This is a genomic window from Rhodococcus sp. NPDC057529, from assembly GCF_042802055.1.
Classification (GTDB): Bacteria; Actinomycetota; Actinomycetes; order Mycobacteriales; family Mycobacteriaceae; genus Rhodococcus_F.
This window is the reverse complement of sequence record NZ_JBHVEY010000005.1, coordinates 54,448-73,249: the sequence shown is the minus strand read 5'-3', so window position 1 is coordinate 73,249 and position 18,802 is coordinate 54,448. Positions and strand designations below refer to the sequence as shown.

Sequence of the window (18,802 nt, the reverse complement as noted above, 5' to 3'; positions counted from 1 at the left end):
CTGTTCCGCGTCGTCCGATCGTTCGGGTGCGCCGGCGTCCGCCGGCGCACCCGCCTACTTCGCGGCGTGAGCGTCGGGCTTCGCCGCGGCGGCGTCGCCCTTCGGCTCCGGCTTCGCGTCCACCCCGGACTCCTTGCGCTGCTGCGCGGTGATCGGAGCCGGAGCGCTCGTCAGCGGATCGACACCGCCACCCGACTTCGGGAACGCGATGACCTCACGAATGGAATCGACACCGGCGAGCAGGGCGGTGATGCGGTCCCAGCCGAACGCGATGCCGCCGTGCGGCGGCGCCCCGAACGCGAACGCGTCGAGCAGGAACCCGAACTTCTCCTCGGCCTCCTCGTGGGAGATCCCCATCACCTTGAACACTCGCTCCTGAATGTCCTTGCGGTGGATACGAATACTGCCGCCGCCGATCTCGTTGCCGTTGCAGACGATGTCGTAGGCGTACGCGAGCGCGGACCCCGGGTCGGTGTCGAACGTGTCGATCGACTCCGGCTTCGGCGAGGTGAACGCGTGGTGCACCGCCGTCCAGGCGCTGTAACCGAGTGCGACGTCGCCGCTCGCGGTGGCATCCGCCGTCGGCTCGAACAGCGGTGCGTCGACGACCCACACGAACGCCCACGCGTCCGGGTCGATGAGGTTCTGCTTCCGGGCGATCTCGCCGCGCGCGGCACCGAGCAGGGCGCGGGAGGACTTGGTGGCGCCGGCGGCGAAGAAGATGCAGTCGCCCGGCTTCGCGCCGACGTGCGCGGCGAGGCCCTCACGTTCGGCGTCGGTGAGATTCTTGGCCACCGGTCCGCCGAGGGTGCCGTCCTCGCCGACCAGCACGTACGCCAGGCCCTTCGCCCCGCGCTGCTTCGCCCACTCCTGCCAGGCGTCGAGCTGCTTCCGCGGCTGGCTCGCACCACCGGGCATGACCACCGCACCGACGTATTCCTGCTGGAAGACGCGGAACGTGGTGTCGGTGAAGAACTCGGCGCACTCGACCAGTTCGACACCGAAGCGCAGGTCCGGCTTGTCGGAACCGTAGCGGCGCATCGCCTCGGCGTACGTCATCCGCGCGATCGGCGTCTTGATCTCGTGCCCGACCAGCTTCCACAGCGAGGTCAGCACCTCCTCGGCGAGGAGGATGACGTCGTCCTGGTTGACGAAGCTCATCTCTATGTCGAGCTGCGTGAACTCGGGCTGCCGGTCCGCGCGGAAGTCCTCGTCGCGGTAGCAGCGCGCGATCTGGTAATAGCGTTCGATACCGCCGACCATGAGCAGCTGCTTGAACAGCTGCGGGCTCTGCGGCAACGCGTAGAAGCTGCCCGGCTGCAGACGCGCGGGAACCAGGAAGTCGCGGGCGCCTTCCGGCGTCGACCGCGTCAACGTGGGCGTCTCGACCTCGACGAACTCGTGGTGCGCGAGCACCGCGCGGGCCGCGGCGTTAACCTTGGACCGCAACCGGATGGCGTGGCCGGGGCCCTCACGGCGCAGGTCCAGATAGCGGTACTTCAGGCGCGCTTCCTCCCCGGCCTGGTCGTCCAGCTGGAACGGCAGCGGTGCGCTCTCGTTGAGGACCTCGAGGTCGGTGACGTTGACCTCGATCGCCCCGGTGGGGATCTCGAAGTTCTGGTTGCCCTCGGGACGGACCTCGACCACACCGGTGACCTTGACGCAGTACTCGGCGCGCAGACGGTGGGCCTGCTCGGCGGCGGCGCCCTCACGGAACACCACCTGGGACACGCCCGACGCGTCACGTAGATCGATGAAGATCACCCCGCCGTGATCACGACGCCTGGCAACCCAACCGGTGAGGGTTACGGTCTGCTGGGCCTGCTCGGCTCGCAATGAACCGGCGAGATGTGTGCGCAGCACGGGATTCCTTTCGAAACATGGGGCAAGCTACTTCGTTGGCTGAGATCCTACGGAGACACCGCGCGTGAGCGGAAACGCATACCCGCTTCTCGTGGGAGGCTCGATCGGCACGCACCGGAAAACTGAAGAGAAAGCGAAGACACATGACCTTCAACGAGGGCGCCCGAATGGACTCGGGCCGGGTGTCGACCGGAGGTGGGGGCGGCGGTGGCCTCGGCGGGAAGTTCGCGATGGGCGGCGGCGCCGGCGGTCTGATCGTGCTGGTTCTGGCGCTGCTCCTCGGCGGCGATCCCGGTTCGCTGCTCGGTGGTCTCAGCGGCACCACCGAGTCCGGCCAGAGTTCGGGCGCCGGCCTCGAAGGGTGTGAGACCGGCGCGGACGCCAACCGCGACGTGAACTGCCGGGTGGTGTTCACCGCGGGCAGCCTCGACTCCGTGTGGGGACAGGAACTCGCGCAACAGACCGGCACCGCGTACGTGCCACCGGAGGTCGTGCTGTTCTCCGGTTCCGTCAACACCGGGTGCGGCAACGCCACCAGCGAGGTCGGGCCGTTCTACTGCCCGGCCGATTCGACGGCGTACTTCGACACCAGCTTCTTCCAGCTCCTCGTCGACCGCTTCGGGTCCAGTGGGGGTCCGCTGGCGCAGGAGTACGTCGTGGCGCACGAGTTCGGTCACCACATTCAGAATCAGCTCGGCGACATCGGACGGGCTCAGGCCGACCCGCGGGGCGCCGACTCGGCCGCGGTGCGGACCGAATTGCAGGCCGACTGCTACGCGGGCGTGTGGGCGCACTACGCCGACACCCTCCCCGGCCCCGACGGCGGGCCTCCGTTCCTGAACACCCTCACCGACGCCGACATCGACGACGCCCTGTCCGCCGCCTCGTCGGTCGGCGACGACCGCATCCAGCAGTCGGCGGGCGCCCGGGTCAATCCGGAGGGCTGGACGCACGGCTCCTCGCAGCAGCGCCAGAAGTGGTTCGCGACCGGATACCGGACCGGCCAGGTGCAGGCCTGCGACACCTACTCGGCACGCGATCTGAACACCCCGCCCGCACTCCGCTGACCATCCCACGCCGACAAACCTTTTTGTCTTGACAGAATTTACTGTCGGTGCGAGAGTTGATGCATGTTGGACGTAGCAGTGATCGATCAAGCGGCCGCCGCCGAGATTTCGCTGGACCCGGTCCGGGCACGGTTGCTGGCGGCGCTCGCCGAACCCGGTTCGGCGAGTTCCGTCGCCGCCCAGGTGGGATTGACACGGCAGAAGGCCAACTACCACCTGCGGGCGCTCGAGGAACACCGCCTCGTCGAACTCGTCGAGGAACGCAGGAAGGGCAACGTCACCGAACGGCTGTTCCAGGCCACCGCGGCGTCGTACGTCATCTCCCCCGCCGCGTTCGCCGCCCTCGCGCCCGACCCCGACCGGGCTCCGGACCAACTGTCGGCCCGATGGCTGGTGGCGCTGGCCGCGCGACTGGTGCGTGAGGTCGGCGAGTTGATCGCCGGCGCCACCGCGGCACGTCAGCCGTTGGCCACCTACGCGATCGACAGCGAGATCCAGTTCGCATCGGCGGCCGACCGGTCCGCGTTCGCCGACGAACTCGGCGAGTCCGTCAAGAACCTGGTGGCCCGCTACCACGACGAGAACGCCCCGAACGGGCGCAGGCACCGCCTCGTCGTCGCACTGCATCCGAGCCTCAAAACACCGTCCGCGCAACCGAAGTCATCCGGCAACCGTCACGAGGAGAACTAGCCATGTCGAAGAATTTCGAGATCCGCCGCGAAGTCGTCCTGAACGCCACCGCCGAGGACGTGTTCGCCGCCGTCACCACCGGCACCGGCGGCTGGATGTTCCCCACCGACCTCGATCCGGGGACCGGCAACGAGGGACCCGACGACCCCGCCGTCGTCGCCTGGGAGCCGCCGCAGAAGTTCGCGGTCCGCCAGGAGGGCCCCGACGGCTGGTTCAACGCGCTGGAGTACCTCATCGAGGCGCGGGACGGCGGCACCGCGGCACTGCGCTACGTCCACAGCGGCATCTTCACCGACGACTGGGACGCCCAGTACGACGGTGCCGACAAGCACACCACGTTCTACCTGCACAGCCTCGGCCAGTACGTCCAGCACTTCGCGGGCCGCGCGGCCACCTACATCGCGGCCGGCGGCCCGGCTGCCTCCGCCGATCCCGCAGCGATGACCACGCTTCGCGGCGCGCTCGGCCTGTCCGACACGTCGACCGCCGGCGACACGGTCACCGTCGACGTTCCCGGATTCGGCACGGTGGACGGCGTCGTCGACTACCTGACGCCGCACTTCATCGGCATCCGGACCGGCGACGCGCTGTACCGGTTCTACGGCCGCAACGCGTTCGGCGGAACGGTCGACGCGGCGCACCACCTGTTCGCCGCGGGCGCCGACCAGGAGAAGTCGCAGGACGCGTGGACGTCCTGGCTGGACGACGTCTTCGCGTGACTCTCCGCGGTGCCCGAGTTCGGGAGGCGGTGCACTCGCCTCCACCCGGGACGTGCCCACGAAACGCTTCTCGATCGTGCGCCGGCGGGCGAACCCCTCCCCTTTGTGGGTGCGGCAAGGCGGGGCGCGTTGCGCGTCCCTTTGACTAGTGTCGACACAGGAACATCGGTTGGCCTCGAGGAGTTTCCATGTCGTTCACGGACGAAGAGATCGCCTACCTGCGGTCGCAGCCGATCGCCCGCGTCGCCACCGTCGGCGCAGACGGGCAACCCGACGTGGTTCCACTCGCGTTCGAGTTCGACGGAACGGACTTCTGGGTGGGAGGTTCCGGTCCGTCCGTCGCCGGTACCCGCAAGTTCCGGAACATCCGGGCCGGGAACGACAAGGTGTCGCTGGTCGTCGACGACCTGGTCTCGTTCGAGCCGTTCGTCGCGCGATCCATCCGGGTCTACGGCACGGCCGATCAGCCGGTGGAACGGGACGGCATGGTCGGACCCGGCATTTATGTGCGCATCGCACCGACCATCTCGTGGAGTTGGAACATGGCGGGAGAACCCGCAGACGCCGAATGGTACGAACCGAGACGGACCGTCCACCTCAGAAGAGGGTGAGCGCCGGTCCGGGACGACCCGCCCCGACCAGTTCACCTCGATCCGGTTCGGGCTGCCCGGCCTCCCGGTGTTTCGCACCGCCGCCGAGACCGTACCGGTCGACGAGCGGGTCGACTCGCTGCTTCAGCCACGACTTGTATTCGGGCGGAACGTAGGCCGCCCGCCCGTACAACTGCCGGTACTGGCGGACGAGCGCGGGATGCTCCGTCGACAGCCAGTTCAGGAACCAGCCCTTGGTACTGCCGCGCAGGTGCATCGGAAAGACGGTCACGCCCGAGGCACCGGCATCGGCGATCGATTCGAGCAGGCCGTCCAGGTGGCGCACCGAATCGGTGAGGAACGGAATGACGGGAGCCACCATCACATTGCACGGCAGCCCGGCGTCGGTGATCGCCCGGATCAGGTCGAGGCGCGCCTTCGGGGTGGGCGTTCCCGGCTCGATCGACTTCTGGAGGTCGGGATCGTGGATCGCCAGCGAGACGCCGATGCTCACCGGCACCTGACGGGCGGCCAGAGTCAGCAGCGGAAGGTCGCGCCGCAGCAGCGTCCCCTTGGTCAGAATCGAGAACGGGGTGGCGGATTCGGCGAGCGCCCGAATGATGCCGGGCATCAGACGGTACCGGCCCTCGGCGCGCTGATACGGATCGGTGTTGGTGCCGAGCGCCACGTGTTCACGCTTCCACGACCTGCGCCCCAACTCCTTGCGCAGCACCGCCGCGACGTTGGTCTTCACGACGATCTGACTGTCGAAGTCGCCGCCCGCATCGAGGTCGAGGTATTCGTGGGTGGGCCGGGCGAAACAGTAGCGGCATGCGTGCGAGCACCCGCGAAAGGCATTGACGGTGAACCGGAATGGCAGTTGCGACTCCTCGGGCATCTTGTTCAGCGCGCTCTTGCAGAGCACTTCGTGAAAGGTGATGCCGTCGAACTCGGGTGTCTGTACGCTGCGCACGAGTCCGGCGCGTTCCAGCCCTGGCAATGCACCGTCGTCGGCGTCGACCGCTTGCCCATCCCACCTCATGAGTACATGCGAACATGTGTTCTAACCGGTGTCAAGGCTTCGCGCCGGGCGAACGCGAGTTCCTCGACGTCGACCGCGCTGGTGGGTGCCGGATCCGGGATTGCGACAATGTCGCTCATGTCGAACAGAAACAACATCTCGTCCGGTTCCGAGTGGGAAGGCAAGATCGGCTATTCCCGAGCCGTGCGGATCGGTCAACTCGTGTCCGTGTCGGGTACCACCGCGTCGGGTCCCGACGGCCCCGTCGGCGGAGACGATCTCGCAGAGCAGACACGCGAGGCGCTGCGCCGAATCGAGGCGGCGCTCGCGGAGGCCGGCGCGAGCACGACCGATGTGATCCGCACCCGCATGTACCTCACCGACATGAGCCGGTGGGAAGAAGCGGGCATCGCACACGGCGAGGTTTTCGGCGAGATCCGTCCCGCCACGACGATCCTCGAGGTCAGCGCGCTGATCGCCCCGGGACTGCTCATCGAGATCGAGGCCGACGCCGTCGTCGGCGACTGACGATCCGGGGAGGCGGCACCGCACCGGCGTACGCCCTGTCCGCCTCCCCACCCGTCGGTGGTCCATCGGAAATACCCACTCTTCGACGAGATCGGGGGAACAATTGTCGCGGTGAGCCCCTTGGCACGAATCGGTCGAGCGCTCCTCGCGTTCGCGCTGGTCGTTGTCATCGGCACGGCCGGATACATCGTCCTCGGCTTCGGGATCCTGGACGCGCTCTATCAGACGGTCACCACGATCACGACCGTCGGATTCCGCGAAGTACATCCACTCAGCCGCGTCGGAGAAATATTCACGATCACCCTCATCCTCGCGGGGGTGGGCACCGCGCTGTACATGTTCGGCGTCCTGCTCGAGGCGCTCATCGAGGGCCACCTGCGCCACCACATGGAGAGACGGCGAATGGATCGACGCATCGGCCGGATGACCGGCCACATCATCATCTGCGGATGGGGCCGGGTGGGTACTGCGAGCGCCCAGTACCTCACCTCACTCGGCCGCGAGATCGTCGTCATCGACCGCGAAGCGGACAGACTCCGAGATATCCAGCATCCCACCGTCATCGGCGACGTCACCGACGACCGGACTCTCGAAGCAGCCGGGATCGCACACGCACACGCTCTGATCTCCGCACTCGACACCGATGCCGACAACGTGTACGTCACGCTGTCGAGCCGGGCATTGCGCCCGGATCTCGTCATCATCGCCCGCGCCCGGAACGAGGGGTCGATGTCCAAACTCGTACGCGCCGGCGCCAACCGGGTGGTCAACCCGCAATTGATCGGCGGCCGCAGAATGGGTTCCTTTGCGCTGCAACCCCACGTGGCCGAATTCTTCGACGTGGTGATGCACGACGAGACCCTCGACTACCGAATGGAAGAGATCACCGTCGGGTCCACCTCACCCTGGGTGGGATACACGCTTGCGCAGATGGGACTTCACGTCAGTGGCGCACTGCTGCTTGCGATTCGCGCCGTGTCCGGTCAGTTCGTCGCCAATCCGGCCCCCACTGTCCAACTCGAACCCGGCACGATCCTCATCGCTCTCGGAACGCCCGACGAACTCGACGCGGCACGCCACCACGTCAACCCGTGACGCCCGCGCGGGTCCGGCGCCGTCGACGTCGCCGACGAGTCGATCGGTCGGTCTCACACCTCGATTCTGGGGTGCAGTCCGGCAGCGAGGTAATCGACGAGTTCGCGGATGCGGCGGGGAACGTGGGTGGTGGCCGAGTACAGCGCGTGTACGTCCGCCGACGGGGTGGGGATGTCGGCCAGCACCTGCACGAGGGTGCCGTCCCGCAGGAGTGGGGCGACGTGCCAGATCGAGCGCATGATCAGCCCGTGGCCGTCCACGCACCACTGGGTGACCACGTCGCCGTCGTTGCACAGCAGATTCCCGGACACCCGTACCGCGGTCTCCTCGTGGTCGACTCCGAACCGCCACAGCGCGTAGTCGCCTTCGTTCTCGCGGATCACGATGCAGTTGTGGTGCTCGAGATCCTTCGGCTCGAGCGGGATTCCGCTGCGGCCGAGGTAGGCGGGCGACGCGCAGACCACACGCCGGTTCCGGCATAACCGTTTCGCGGTCAACCGCGAGTCCTGCAGCGACCCGACCCGGATGCCGATGTCGAACGTGGTGCCTGCGATGTTGAGAGGGAGCGGGGACAGATCGAGTTCGACGTTCAGCCGCGGATGCTCGTCCAGGAATTGGGCGACCAACGGTGCGATGTGCGCGCGCCCCAGACCCAGGGTCGCGTGGATACGCACCCGGCCGACGAGTTCGGCGTGCGCCTCGGAGATCGATTCCTCGAGTTCGGTGAGTTCCGCCGCGATGACCGCGGCCCCGGCCGCGTAACGCTCCCCCTCCGACGTCATCGTCAGGCGCCGGGTGGTGCGCTGGATCAGGCGGACGCCCAGGCGGCGCTCGATCCGACTGAGCCGCTTGCTCACCGACGACACCGAGACGCCGAATTCGCGGGCGGCCTCCGTCAGGCTCGACGATCGTGCGACGACGTCGAAGAACAGGGCGTCGTCGGCCGATGCTTCACTCATGGCGTCGCTTATTCTTTCGTTTCAGGCAAGACTGTCTTGCGCATGTGCACCTTTTTGGGCTGATTGTTGCCGGATACGCTGTGTCCATGCCCACAGTAGTCGGCGAATCAGTGCTCCAGTCACCGATTTCCTCACCCCGTCAGGGAGAGCCGACGTTCGCAACGTTGTCAGAAAGTAGGTACACCATGGGTGCAACACATCGGATCGCGGTCATCCCCGGCGACGGGATCGGGACGGAGGTCGTCCCGGAGGGACTTCGGGTGCTCGAGGCCGCGGCCTCGGCGTTCGACTTCCGGCTCGACTACGAACAATTCGACTACGCCAGCGCCGACTACTACACCCGCACCGGCCAGATGCTGCCCGAGGGCTGGTTCGACCAGCTCAACCAGTTCGACGCGATCTTCTTCGGCGCCGTCGGCTGGCCCGAGGTGGTGCCCGACCACATCAGCCTGTGGGGCAGCCTGCTGCAGTTCCGCCGCCACTTCGACCAGTACGTGAGCCTCCGCCCGGTCAAGCTCCTGCCCGGCATCACCAGCCCGCTCGCCGGCCGCGAACCCGGGGACGTCGACTTCTACGTGGTGCGGGAGAACACCGAGGGCGAGTACTCGAGCATCGGCGGCACGATCTTCGAGGGCACGGACCGGGAAACCGTCATCCAGGAAACGGTGATGACCCGCACCGGCGTGGACCGGATCCTGAAGTACGCCTTCGACCTGGCGCAGTCCCGGCCCAAGAGGCACCTGACGTCGGCGACGAAGAGCAACGGGATCTCGATCTCGATGCCGTACTGGGATCAGCGCGTCGAAGCGATGGCCCGAAACTTCACGGACGTCGCGGTGGACAAGTACCACATCGACATCCTCACGGCGAACTTCGTGCTGCACCCGGACTGGTTCGACGTCGTCGTCGCCAGCAACCTGTTCGGGGACATCCTCTCCGATCTGGGCCCGGCCTGCACCGGCACCATCGGCGTGGCGCCGAGCGGAAACATCAACCCCGAGCGCACGTTCCCGAGCCTGTTCGAACCGGTTCACGGTTCCGCACCGGACATCGCAGGCAAGGGCATCGCCAACCCGATCGGGCAGATCTGGAGCGCGAGCATGATGCTCGAGCATCTCGGCGAATTCGAAGCGGCCGCGGCGATCATGACGGCCGTCGAGGACGTCCTCGCTGCCGGTGGTGACGCACTCACCCCGGACATGGGCGGCACCGCCACCACCAGGACCCTCGGCGACGCGATCTGCCGCCGGTTCGACACCAACGCCGGCCTCGCGCTCGTCCGATCCTGATCGGCGAGCGCGACCTCTCCGCTCCCTCCATTCGCGGCCGGTGAGGCCGCCACATTCCCGAAGAGGAACACCCATGAGCGTCAAGACCCCACCGGACAAGACTCGGGCGAAGCCGGCTTCGCCGCTGCGCCGCGCCAGCCTCGACGGTGTGCCGCTGATCATCCCGATCACGTTGACCGCCATCGTGATGGTGGCAGGCCTGTTCGACTCCATCCCGAAGAACATGATCGGCGGGCTCGCCGTCATCGTCGGGCTGGGAATGCTCCTCGGGCCGTTGGGAAATCGGCTTCCCATCGTGTCCAAGATCGGCGGCGGCGCGCTCGTGTGCCTGATGACGCCGTCGATTCTGGTCTACTTCGGCGTCTTCAACGACAACACGCTCGACGCGGTGCATTCGCTGATGAAGGAAGCGAACTTCCTGTACTTCGTCATCTGCACACTCGTGGTCGGCAGCATCCTGGGCATGAGCCGCACGGTGATGGTCGGCGGCTTGATCAAGATCTTCCCGCCGCTGGTTCTCGGCACCGCCGTCGCCGTCTCGGTCGGTATCGGCGTCGCCACGGCCTTCGGCTACGACTTCCACCGCGCCCTGTTCTTCATCGTCGTCCCCATCCTCGGCGGCGGAATCGGGGAAGGCGTCATCCCGCTGTCGGCCGCCTACGCTTCCGCGCTCGGCGGAGAGTCGGGTGACTACATCGCCCAGCTGATTCCCGCCGCGATCATCGGCAACATCGTGGCCATCATCGGCGCCGGCGTCCTGCGCCGGATCGGTGAGCGCAGGCCGCACCTCGACGGCGGCGGCCGGCTGGTCAAGACCGGTGGCGCCGACGACCTTCTCTCCCCCGGCGACGATGCGGCGGAACAGGAGTCGAGTACCTCACCCCACTACGCGATGGGTGTGCTGACGATCTGCAGCCTGTTCGTGCTGGGCACCCTCCTCGAGCATCTCGTCCACCTGCCGGCCCCGGTGCTGGTCATCCTCATCTCGGTGATCTGCAAGCTGTTCGACGTCTTCCCCGCCAGTGTCGAGGACAGCGCCCGCGGCGTCTACACGATCATCTCCGGCTACTTCATCTACCCGGTCATGATCGGGCTCGGCCTGCTCTACGTGCCGCTGAACAATGTCATCGACGTCATCTCGATCGGCTACGTGATCACCTGTACCGCCGTGGTGCTCTCGATGGTGCTGGTCGGGTTCTTCGTGGGCAAGGCGATCGGCATGTACCCGGTCGACGCCTCCCTGGTGACCGTCTGCCACAGCGGCCTCGGCGGAACCGGCGACGTCGCGATCCTGTCTGCATCGAACCGCATGAACCTGATGCCGTTCGCGCAGATCTCGACCCGGCTCGGCGGCGTGACCACCGTCGTCTCCGCCGCCTCGCTCGTCCGCATCCTCGGCTGACACACCCTGCGGGAATACCCCGTGCGTGTCATTCACGCCCCAACCGCGTCGAGTGGCCCGATAATCGGGCGAGCACCGGTTGCGTCGTTGCCGGTGCATCGTCGCAGGAGGTGCCGAATTGCAAACCAGGACCGTTCTCAAACTCACCGGTGCCACGGTGGCCGCGGGAGTGCTGCTGGCCGGGGTGATGTTCCCGATCGCCGCCGGGCTGGGGTATGCATCCAACCGCGCCGCCGACAGCGTCGGTAATTCCTCGGCCGAACTGTCCGACGGGGTGGTGCCTGCGGTGACGACGATGACCGACGTCACCGGGAACCCGATCGCCTGGCTGTACGACCAGCGCCGATTCGAGGTCCCCAGCGACCAGATCTCCAACGACATGAAACTGGCGATTCTCTCCATCGAGGACAGACGGTTCGGCGAACACCAGGGGGTGGACTGGCAGGGCACGATGCGGGCGTTCTTCACCAACACCACCAGCGGTCAGATCGAACAGGGTGCCTCGACGATCGATCAGCAGTACGTGAAGAACTACCTGCTGCACGTGGTCGCCAAGACCGACGGCGAACGCCGGGCCGCGATCGAGACCACGCCGGTCCGCAAGATCCGGGAGATCCGGATGGCGATGACCCTCGACCAGGAACTGTCCAAAGAGGAAATTCTCACCCGCTATCTGAATCTGGTGCCGTTCGGCAACGGTTCGTTCGGGGTGCAGGACGCCGCCCGCACCTACTTCGGCATCGACGCGAAGGACCTGAACCTGGCGCAGTCGGCGATGCTCGCGGGCATGGTGCAGTCCAGTTCCGCACTCAACCCCTACACCAACCCGGAGGGGGTGTTCGAGCGCCGCAACGTCGTCCTGGACACCCTGGTCGTGAATGTTCCGGACCGGGCCGCCGAGATCCGCGCCCTCAAGGAAACGCCGCTCGGGGTGCTACCGAAACCGAACAACCTGCCCCGCGGATGCATCGCCGCCGGCGACCGCGGGTTCTTCTGCGACTACGCGTTGCAGTACCTCCAGAACGCCGGGTTGTCGCGGGAGCAACTCGAAAGGGGCGGCTACCTGATCCGCACCACCCTCGATCCGGCCGTGCAGGGATCGGTGAAGTCGGCGGTGACCACCTACGCCGACCCGAAACTCCCTGACATCGCGAGCGTGATGAACGTCGTGCAGCCCGGGCAGGACCAACACCGGGTCCTGGCCATGGCCGGCAGTCGCAACTACGGTCTGGACGCAGCCGCCGCCGAGACGGTGCAGGAACTGCCCTATTCCCTGTCCGGGCACGGAGCCGGATCGGTGTTCAAGATCTTCACCACCGCAGCGGCCATGGAGAAGGGGCTGCGTCTGAACGCGATCCTCGACGTACCGGGCCGGTTCGACGCCTACGGGATGGGCGACGGCGGCGCCCCCGGGTGCCCCGGCGGCGCCTACTGCGTGCAGAACGCCGCCCCGTATCCGCGGGCACTGTCGGTCACCGACGCCCTCGCCCAGTCACCGAACACCGCGTTCGTGAAACTTCTCCAGGCCACCGGGGTCGATGCGACGGTGGACATGGCAGTACGCCTCGGCATGCGGTCCTACAACGAACCGGGCACCTCCGGGTTCGGGGACCAGAGTCTGGCCGACATGCAGAAGGCCCAGAATCTGGGGTCGTTCACCCTCGGCCCGGTGTGGATCAATCCGCTCGAACTGTCGAATGTCGCCGCGACCCTGGCCTCACACGGCAAGTGGTGCCCGCCGAGCCCGATCGACTCCATCGTCGACCGGCAGGGCCGGCCGGTGCCGCTCACCCAGCAGGCGTGCGAACAGGTCATCGATCCCGGCCTGGCCGACACCCTGTCCAACGCGCTCAGCAAGGACGACCTGCCCGGTGGCACCGCGTCGGCCGCGGCCGGCGCCGCCGGGTGGAAGCTGCCGATGTCCGGCAAGACCGGGACCACCGAATCGCACATGTCGTCGGCGTTCGTCGGGTACACGAACAACCTGGCAGGCAGCGTCTACGTGTTCGGTGACACGCCGACCCCGGGCCAGATCTGCACCAGCCCGCTGCGCGCGTGCGGGGACGGAAACCTGTTCGGCGGCACCGAGCCGGCCCGCACCTGGTTCACGGCCATGATGCCGATCGCGAACAACTTCGGCCCCACCGCCCTGCCTCCGATCGACCCGCGCTACGCCCGTTGACCGGGTGGTGTCGAGGCCCGCGACGACCTGAGCGGGCCTCCGCACCTGCGCGGTTCGGCGCGTACCGGGTGCGGAACGCCGCTGCTCAGGTGTGCGCCCGCAAGAGTTCGTCGCGGGTTCCGGGCATGCCGCTGCTGCCCCGTGCGGTGCTCTTGACTGCCAGAATCTGGTTGATCCCGAGCCGGTTCGCCGAGAACGCCAACGCCGCCCCGGCCATGTACAGTCGCCACACCCGTGCCCGTCCGGCGCTGCTGGAGGCCACCGCCGCGTCCCAGTTCGCCTCCAGGTTCGCCACCCAGGCCCGCAGGGTCAGCGCGTAGTGCTCGCGCAGCGACTCGACGTCGCGCACCTCGAAACCGGCCCCTTCGAGCGCGTCGATCATCGGTGCCATCGGTTCGATTTCACCGTCCGGGAACACGTAGCGATCGATGAACGACGTTCTGGAGAACGTGTCCGCGGTCTTGCGTGGTCGCCGCGAGATCGCGTGGTTGAGCAACCGGCCCTCCGGGCGTAACAGGGCGAACAGGTCCGCGGCGTAGGTCGACAGCATCGTTTCGCCGACGTGTTCGGCCATGCCGATGCTCGAGATCGCGTCGTAGGGGCCGTCCGCGACGTCACGGTAATCCTGGACCCGGATCTGCACCAACTCCCCCACCCCGGCGTCGACCATCCGTTTGGCGGCGTAGTCCGCCTGCTCGTGGGACAGGGTGACACCGACGACGTGCACACCGTAACGACGTGCCGCGTGCAGCGCGAAAGTCCCCCACCCGCAGCCGACGTCGAGTACCCGCATCCCCGCGGTCAGTCCGAGCTTGCGGGCCACCAGATCGCATTTGGCGTACTGGGCCGCGTCCAGATCCCCGCCCGGCTCCGCCCAGTACGCACACGAATAGGTCATCGACTCACCGAGCACGAGTCGATAGAAATCGTTGCCGACGTCGTAGTGGTGGCTGATCGCGGCGGCGTCCCGGGCCTTGTCGTGCCGGCGCCCGCGCGGCGATGTCATCTCCTCCGCCGGCGGCTTCGGTGGCAGCCCGACGATCCCCAGACGCAGCGCCGCCGTCGCCAGCGCCTTCTTCGTCTGCCCGTCGATCCGCACACCGGGGCCCCGGCTCGGGTCCGCAACCTCCTCCAGCGCGTCCAGTCCGGCGAGCAGGTCACCCTCGATGTCGATGTCGCCGGACACGTAGGCCCGGGCGAAACCGAGATCGTTCGGCGCCCACAGCAACCGCCGCAGGCCACGCCGATTGACGAGGTGCACCTGCCACGGCGCGTCCGCAGGTCCACTGCGACTACCGTCCCAGCACCTGATCCCCACCGGAACCTGCGTACCGAGCACCGCGCGAACCAGCGGAGCCACCGTGTCAGCGACCGTCATACCCACCTCCGTCGAAGTGTGGGTCCGGCGTGCGCACTTCATGCCGCTCGCCGTGACCCACAGACCTGTCAACCCTCAAACGTCCCGAAATCCACCTCGTCGACCATATCGATGGAACGTCCGTCGCCGCAGACCATCACACCAACTACTGCCACCGATTCGGGCGTCGCGATTCTCGAATCTCGCCGCCCGCACGCCTGGGAACGACTAGGCGAATGTCGGTGTTCTCTGTTCGTCTCGCCGACGACTCTGAAGTGGTCGCCCAGGTCGCCTGGACCGCCGACAGAGCGAAAGGACTTTCCGTGCCAACTGACACCTCCGCTGCAGCCGGACGGAACTCGTCGAAGATGGCACGTGCACAGCTGCTGTCGACCGCGGTAGCACTCCTGGCCGAGCAATATGGTTGCGGCCAGGAAGCCGCCTTCGACGCACTCCTCGACATTGCCCACCGCAATCACGCCAGCGTAGCTGGCGCGGCCGAGCACGTCCTGTCCCGAGAATCGACGGTTGACGGCCGGAAAGAGCAGCAGGGACCTCGCGATTTGAGGCAAACGCCCCATGCGACGACGGAACCGGCGGACCGATGATCAGGGCATGACGAAGCGAGTTCAGGAATCACGGAAATCACCGGTCACGACCGAATCTGCATTCGAACCACCCACCGTCGGGCGGGTCGGCACGTGCCTGTCGGATCACGGACCTGACGCGGCGGACGGCGGGCGGGTCGATGCGGTCGACGTGAGCAGGAGTGTCGGGCGGCGGCAGATTCTCCAGGAGCTGTCGCTATCGGTCGAACCGGGCGAGTTGGTCGCCATTGCCGGCGGCAGCGGAGCGGGAAAGAGCACGTTGCTGGAGATCCTTGCCGGACTGCAACCACCGTCGGCCGGGGAGGTTCGGCACGACGGCGTCGTTCGCGGGGCCCGGGTCGTCGCCGATTCCCGTATCGGCTACGTACCCCAGGACGACATCATCCACCTCGAGATGCCGCTGCGCCGCACGCTGCGGTACGCGGCGCGGCTCCGGCTGCCCGCGGGCACGTCGGCGGCCGAAGCGGACCGGATCGTCGACGAGACCATGCAGGACCTCGACCTGGCCGATCGGGCCGAGGTGCCGGTCCGTGCGCTGTCCGGCGGCCAACGCAAGCGGGCGAGTATCGCCGTGGAGCTACTCACCCGGCCACGGCTCTTCTTCCTCGACGAACCCACCTCCGGGCTCGATCCGTCGACCGCAGCCGACGTGATGCGCCTGCTGCACCGGCTCAGCCGGCGCGGCGTCACGGTCGTCCTCACGACACACGAGCCCGCGGGCATCGACCGGTGCGACCGGGTGGTGTTCCTGGCACGCGACGGACACCTGGCCTTCACCGGCAGCCCGACCGAGGCTCGGCGCTACTTCGGTGTGGAGGATCTCGCCGAGGTGTACGACCGGCTGGCACGCGAGCACACCCCTCAGATCTGGGCGCAGCGATTCGCGGCCTGCGGTGAGAATTCGGGCGCCCGGCCCGGCACGGCCCCACCGCCCCGCGCCGCCACCCGCTCGAACGTCGAACGCCCGGGCATCGTGCAGCAGTGGTGGCTCCTCACGCGACGCAATGTCGATGTTCTTCTGCGCAACCGGCTGACCCTGGCGGTCTTGCTCGGCTCACCGGTGCTGGTCACGGCGATGATGGCGACGCTGTTCCAGCGCGGCGCGTTCGATCCGCGCGGCGCGGCCGACCTCGGCCCCGCCCAGATCGTGTTCTGGATCGCCTTCGCGGGCTTCTTCTTCGGCCTCACCTACGGCCTGCTCCAGATCGTCGGGGAGATGGCCGTCTTCCGGCAGGAGCGCCTGGCCGGGCTCGGCGTGAGCGCCTACGTGGCCTCGAAGGTGACCGCGCTGCTTCCGGTGCTGGCCGGAGTGAGCGCGCTGCTTCTCGGTGTTCTGCGGGCGCTCGGTCGGCTCCCCGCCGTCGGATGGCACGTGTACGCCTTCCTGTTCGTGACGATTGTGATCGAAGCGACGTCCGCGCTGGTCCTCGGACTGCTCGCCTCGGCCGCGGTGTCCAACGCCGCGCAGGCCGCCCTCGCCCTGCCGATGCTCTGCTTCCCTCAGGTTCTGTTCGGTGGCGCCATCGTCCCCGTCGACGAGATGGCCGTCCCGGGACGCCTGATGAGCCTCGGCCTGTCCAACCGCCATGCCTTCGAAGCATTGGGTCGTGACCTGGACCTCGACCGGTACAGCACCGCGGTGCCGGCCATGTCCGCCTACGGCGACACCTTCCGGGGCGGTACCGGCGGCAGTCTCCTCGCGCTCGCCTCGTTTGCCGTGGGCCTCACACTCGCCACGGTGTGGGTATTGGACCGGCGATCCCGGCCCGGCGCATCCCGGCGATGACCGCCCGGCACGGTCGGTCCCGCCGGACGCCGGACGCGTCACTTCCCTGCGACCTCATTGACCGGGAAGCCCACCAGACCCCGATCGATCGCAGCGAGACTGGCCTGCGTGCGGTTGTTGACACCGAGTTTGGCGTAGACACGTTCGACGTGGTTGCGTGCCGTCTTCTCGGCGATGAACAGGTCGGCGGCGATCTCCCGGTTGGACCGGCCCTGCGCGACGAGTCGCAGGATCTCGACCTCGCGGTCGGTCAGCCCGGCCGGCCAGGGCGTGCGCCTCGACAGCCGCTGTCCGGCCGCCGCCAGCACGGCGGCCACCGACTCGGCGTCGAGGCGCCCGGCACGCGCGTCCCCGCGCAGCCGATCGGCGGCGCCCCGCGCATCGAGCGCCGGCCGGTGGGGACGCGGCTCGAGCAGACCCTGGTACGCCTCCGCCGCGGCGAGCAGCCGGTCCTTCGGAGTCAATTCCGCGCCGGCGATCCCCCGGGGAAAGCCGGACCCGTCGATCCGTTCCCGGTGCTTCATCGCGACGGACACCACCGACTCCAAGCCGTTCACTCGCCTCAGGATCCGGCCGGTCAGATCCGGATACATCCGTACCCGTTCCCATTCAGCCGTCGTCAGCGGCCCCTTCTTCTCCCAGATCTGGTTGGACACTCCCATTTTGCCGAGGCTGTGCACGAGGCCGGCACGGTAGAGCAGGCCGACGTCCGGTGGTGACATGCCCCGGTGGCGGGCCGCCCCACCAACCAGATTCGCGACGCCACGCGAATGCCCCAGCGTGTACGGGGATTTGAGGTCGACGAAATCAGCCATGGCCCTGAGCAACTCGTCGCTCTCCTCGGCCGTCAGGGTTCGGTCACGATCCGGTGCTGCGGTCAACGCCGCAACCCAGACGTCCGTGTCGAACAACCCGTCCACGATTGCCGCCGCGTCACGTTCGAACACGTCCACCACGGCCGGGCTGAACTGACTGCCGCGCCGGGAACGGAGAACGTCCTTCGCGTGCCCCAGCCCACCCGTCCGCAGGTGCACCTCGACGACGTCTGCCACGTGAGCGATGTGGATCTCGACCGGGATGCCCTCTCCGCGACACCCGTTGGGCAGCCCTCGACCGTCCCAGCGCTCGAAGACGTAGGCCAGCGCCTTTCCGACCTGCCCGTCCAAGCCCATCCGGTCGGACAGAACCCCGGCGGAACTGCAATGCGAATGGATCAGCGTGGCGACCTGGCTGCGAGCCGCGACCAGAAATCCGGCGGCGCTGATTCCGCGCTCCCAGCCGGGTAACCCGCGCCCCACGTGACTCGTCATCAGTCGAAGAAACGGCAGACCGGTCATGTCCACCGCGTAGGTGTCGGCTCGGAAAGCGATGTCGTCGCCGACGAGTGCCGAGAGTTCGTGGGAGTCGGCGTGACAACCGATCCATCCGATCAGGTTGGCGTAGTACACGGTCGCCCGCTGCCGGGGGTCGAGTTCCATCCGCTCGGCGATCCGTATCGCGATCAGGGACGATCGAAGCATGTGCTCCATCGGCTGACCCAGACCGAGGTCGATCGCCAGCGATACCGCGGCCAGCAGTTCGGCTCTGCTCAATCCCTTGTCCGAGCCGGGCAGCGTCCCGTGCGGGTGCATCTACCCATTGTCCAC

At 67.6% G+C, this 18,802-nt stretch carries 17 protein-coding genes; 11 read left to right on the top strand and 6 right to left on the bottom strand.

Annotation, left to right across the window (positions count from 1 at the left end):
* Positions 1 to 54: 54 nt before the first annotated feature.
* Positions 55 to 1,863, bottom strand: a complete 1,809-nt coding sequence (gene aspS, locus ACFU5V_RS11305; protein ID WP_378699186.1) for an aspartate--tRNA ligase — start codon at positions 1,861 to 1,863, stop codon at positions 55 to 57.
* Positions 1,864 to 2,006: 143 nt separating this feature from the next.
* On the opposite strand from aspS, the gene ACFU5V_RS11300 reads away from it, so the two are divergent.
* The 4 genes from ACFU5V_RS11300 (at position 2,007) to ACFU5V_RS11285 (ending at position 4,950) form a co-directional block, all read left to right on the top strand.
* Positions 2,007 to 2,930, top strand: coding sequence for a neutral zinc metallopeptidase (locus tag ACFU5V_RS11300; protein ID WP_378430678.1), 924 nt, complete (start codon positions 2,007 to 2,009; stop codon positions 2,928 to 2,930).
* A gap of 63 nt (positions 2,931 to 2,993) precedes the next feature.
* Positions 2,994 to 3,620 carry an ArsR/SmtB family transcription factor gene (locus tag ACFU5V_RS11295; protein WP_378430677.1) on the top strand — a complete coding sequence of 209 codons (627 nt, stop codon included), beginning with the start codon at positions 2,994 to 2,996 and terminating at the stop codon, positions 3,618 to 3,620.
* Positions 3,621 to 3,622: 2 nt separating this feature from the next.
* Complete coding sequence (locus ACFU5V_RS11290; RefSeq protein WP_378699184.1) at positions 3,623 to 4,339, top strand: SRPBCC domain-containing protein; 717 nt, start codon at positions 3,623 to 3,625, stop codon at positions 4,337 to 4,339.
* A gap of 188 nt (positions 4,340 to 4,527) precedes the next feature.
* On the top strand, positions 4,528 to 4,950 hold the full coding sequence (locus ACFU5V_RS11285) for a PPOX class F420-dependent oxidoreductase (RefSeq protein WP_378430675.1): 423 nt from the start codon (positions 4,528 to 4,530) through the stop codon (positions 4,948 to 4,950).
* Here the strand turns inward: ACFU5V_RS11285 and ACFU5V_RS11280 are convergent.
* Together ACFU5V_RS11280 and ACFU5V_RS11275 are read right to left on the bottom strand one after the other, a co-directional pair.
* Positions 4,937 to 5,971, bottom strand: coding sequence for an Rv2578c family radical SAM protein (locus tag ACFU5V_RS11280; protein WP_378430674.1), 1,035 nt, complete (start codon positions 5,969 to 5,971; stop codon positions 4,937 to 4,939). The two genes, ACFU5V_RS11285 and ACFU5V_RS11280, sit on opposite strands and share 14 nt — an antisense overlap.
* Positions 5,968 to 6,090: a hypothetical protein gene (locus ACFU5V_RS11275; RefSeq protein ID WP_378699639.1), complete on the bottom strand. Its 123-nt coding sequence runs from the start codon at positions 6,088 to 6,090 to the stop codon at positions 5,968 to 5,970. The genes ACFU5V_RS11280 and ACFU5V_RS11275 overlap by 4 nt, the downstream gene beginning before the upstream one ends.
* Here ACFU5V_RS11275 and ACFU5V_RS11270 point away from each other — a divergent pair.
* Together ACFU5V_RS11270 and ACFU5V_RS11265 are read left to right on the top strand one after the other, a co-directional pair.
* A complete protein-coding gene (locus ACFU5V_RS11270; protein WP_378430673.1) occupies positions 6,080 to 6,478 on the top strand; it encodes a RidA family protein in 399 nt (132 codons plus the stop codon). The genes ACFU5V_RS11275 and ACFU5V_RS11270 overlap by 11 nt on opposite strands.
* Positions 6,479 to 6,589: 111 nt before the next feature.
* Entirely contained in the window at positions 6,590 to 7,573 is a 984-nt protein-coding gene (locus tag ACFU5V_RS11265; RefSeq protein ID WP_378699181.1) for a potassium channel family protein, read from the top strand.
* Between the two features lie 53 nt (positions 7,574 to 7,626).
* On the opposite strand, the gene ACFU5V_RS11260 is transcribed toward ACFU5V_RS11265, so the two are convergent.
* Complete coding sequence (locus tag ACFU5V_RS11260) at positions 7,627 to 8,532, bottom strand: LysR family transcriptional regulator (RefSeq protein WP_378699179.1); 906 nt, start codon at positions 8,530 to 8,532, stop codon at positions 7,627 to 7,629.
* Between the two features lie 185 nt (positions 8,533 to 8,717).
* On the opposite strand from ACFU5V_RS11260, the gene ACFU5V_RS11255 reads away from it, so the two are divergent.
* The 3 genes from ACFU5V_RS11255 (at position 8,718) to ACFU5V_RS11245 (ending at position 13,405) form a co-directional block, all read left to right on the top strand.
* On the top strand, positions 8,718 to 9,821 hold the full coding sequence (locus tag ACFU5V_RS11255) for a tartrate dehydrogenase (RefSeq protein WP_378699177.1): 1,104 nt from the start codon (positions 8,718 to 8,720) through the stop codon (positions 9,819 to 9,821).
* Positions 9,822 to 9,894: 73 nt separating this feature from the next.
* Positions 9,895 to 11,223: a 2-hydroxycarboxylate transporter family protein gene (locus ACFU5V_RS11250; protein ID WP_378699175.1), complete on the top strand. Its 1,329-nt coding sequence runs from the start codon at positions 9,895 to 9,897 to the stop codon at positions 11,221 to 11,223.
* A gap of 187 nt (positions 11,224 to 11,410) precedes the next feature.
* Complete coding sequence (locus ACFU5V_RS11245) at positions 11,411 to 13,405, top strand: transglycosylase domain-containing protein (RefSeq protein WP_378440677.1); 1,995 nt, start codon at positions 11,411 to 11,413, stop codon at positions 13,403 to 13,405.
* Between the two features lie 85 nt (positions 13,406 to 13,490).
* On the opposite strand, the gene ACFU5V_RS11240 is transcribed toward ACFU5V_RS11245, so the two are convergent.
* Entirely contained in the window at positions 13,491 to 14,783 is a 1,293-nt protein-coding gene (locus tag ACFU5V_RS11240) for a class I SAM-dependent methyltransferase (protein WP_378699172.1), read from the bottom strand.
* 215 nt (positions 14,784 to 14,998) lie between these two features.
* On the opposite strand from ACFU5V_RS11240, the gene ACFU5V_RS11235 reads away from it, so the two are divergent.
* Both ACFU5V_RS11235 and ACFU5V_RS11230 read left to right on the top strand, forming a co-directional pair.
* Positions 14,999 to 15,370, top strand: coding sequence for a hypothetical protein (locus ACFU5V_RS11235; RefSeq protein ID WP_378440671.1), 372 nt, complete (start codon positions 14,999 to 15,001; stop codon positions 15,368 to 15,370).
* A gap of 7 nt (positions 15,371 to 15,377) precedes the next feature.
* On the top strand, positions 15,378 to 17,156 hold the full coding sequence (locus tag ACFU5V_RS11230; protein WP_378699170.1) for an ATP-binding cassette domain-containing protein: 1,779 nt from the start codon (positions 15,378 to 15,380) through the stop codon (positions 17,154 to 17,156).
* Positions 17,157 to 17,194: 38 nt separating this feature from the next.
* Here the strand turns inward: ACFU5V_RS11230 and ACFU5V_RS11225 are convergent, their stop codons facing one another.
* On the bottom strand, positions 17,195 to 18,787 hold the full coding sequence (locus tag ACFU5V_RS11225; RefSeq protein WP_378699168.1) for an HD domain-containing phosphohydrolase: 1,593 nt from the start codon (positions 18,785 to 18,787) through the stop codon (positions 17,195 to 17,197).
* Positions 18,788 to 18,802: the final 15 nt, after the last annotated feature.

Excerpts from the sequence above, each read along its gene's own strand:
- ACFU5V_RS11300 (WP_378430678.1), top strand. The coding sequence starts at position 2,007 with ATGACCTTCAACGAGGGCGCCCGAATGGACTCGGGCCGGGTGTCGACC.
- ACFU5V_RS11295 (WP_378430677.1), top strand. The coding sequence starts at position 2,994 with ATGTTGGACGTAGCAGTGATCGATCAAGCGGCCGCCGCCGAGATTTCG.
- ACFU5V_RS11290 (WP_378699184.1), top strand. The coding sequence starts at position 3,623 with ATGTCGAAGAATTTCGAGATCCGCCGCGAAGTCGTCCTGAACGCCACC.
- ACFU5V_RS11285 (WP_378430675.1), top strand. The coding sequence starts at position 4,528 with ATGTCGTTCACGGACGAAGAGATCGCCTACCTGCGGTCGCAGCCGATC.
- ACFU5V_RS11280 (WP_378430674.1), bottom strand. The coding sequence starts at position 5,971 with ATGAGGTGGGATGGGCAAGCGGTCGACGCCGACGACGGTGCATTGCCA.
- ACFU5V_RS11270 (WP_378430673.1), top strand. The coding sequence starts at position 6,080 with ATGTCGCTCATGTCGAACAGAAACAACATCTCGTCCGGTTCCGAGTGG.
- ACFU5V_RS11275 (WP_378699639.1), bottom strand. The coding sequence starts at position 6,090 with ATGAGCGACATTGTCGCAATCCCGGATCCGGCACCCACCAGCGCGGTC.
- ACFU5V_RS11260 (WP_378699179.1), bottom strand. The coding sequence starts at position 8,532 with ATGAGTGAAGCATCGGCCGACGACGCCCTGTTCTTCGACGTCGTCGCA.
- ACFU5V_RS11255 (WP_378699177.1), top strand. The coding sequence starts at position 8,718 with ATGGGTGCAACACATCGGATCGCGGTCATCCCCGGCGACGGGATCGGG.
- ACFU5V_RS11250 (WP_378699175.1), top strand. The coding sequence starts at position 9,895 with ATGAGCGTCAAGACCCCACCGGACAAGACTCGGGCGAAGCCGGCTTCG.
- ACFU5V_RS11245 (WP_378440677.1), top strand. The coding sequence starts at position 11,411 with ATGTTCCCGATCGCCGCCGGGCTGGGGTATGCATCCAACCGCGCCGCC.
- ACFU5V_RS11240 (WP_378699172.1), bottom strand. The coding sequence starts at position 14,783 with ATGACGGTCGCTGACACGGTGGCTCCGCTGGTTCGCGCGGTGCTCGGT.
- ACFU5V_RS11235 (WP_378440671.1), top strand. The coding sequence starts at position 14,999 with ATGTCGGTGTTCTCTGTTCGTCTCGCCGACGACTCTGAAGTGGTCGCC.
- ACFU5V_RS11230 (WP_378699170.1), top strand. The coding sequence starts at position 15,378 with ATGACGAAGCGAGTTCAGGAATCACGGAAATCACCGGTCACGACCGAA.
- ACFU5V_RS11225 (WP_378699168.1), bottom strand. The coding sequence starts at position 18,787 with ATGCACCCGCACGGGACGCTGCCCGGCTCGGACAAGGGATTGAGCAGA.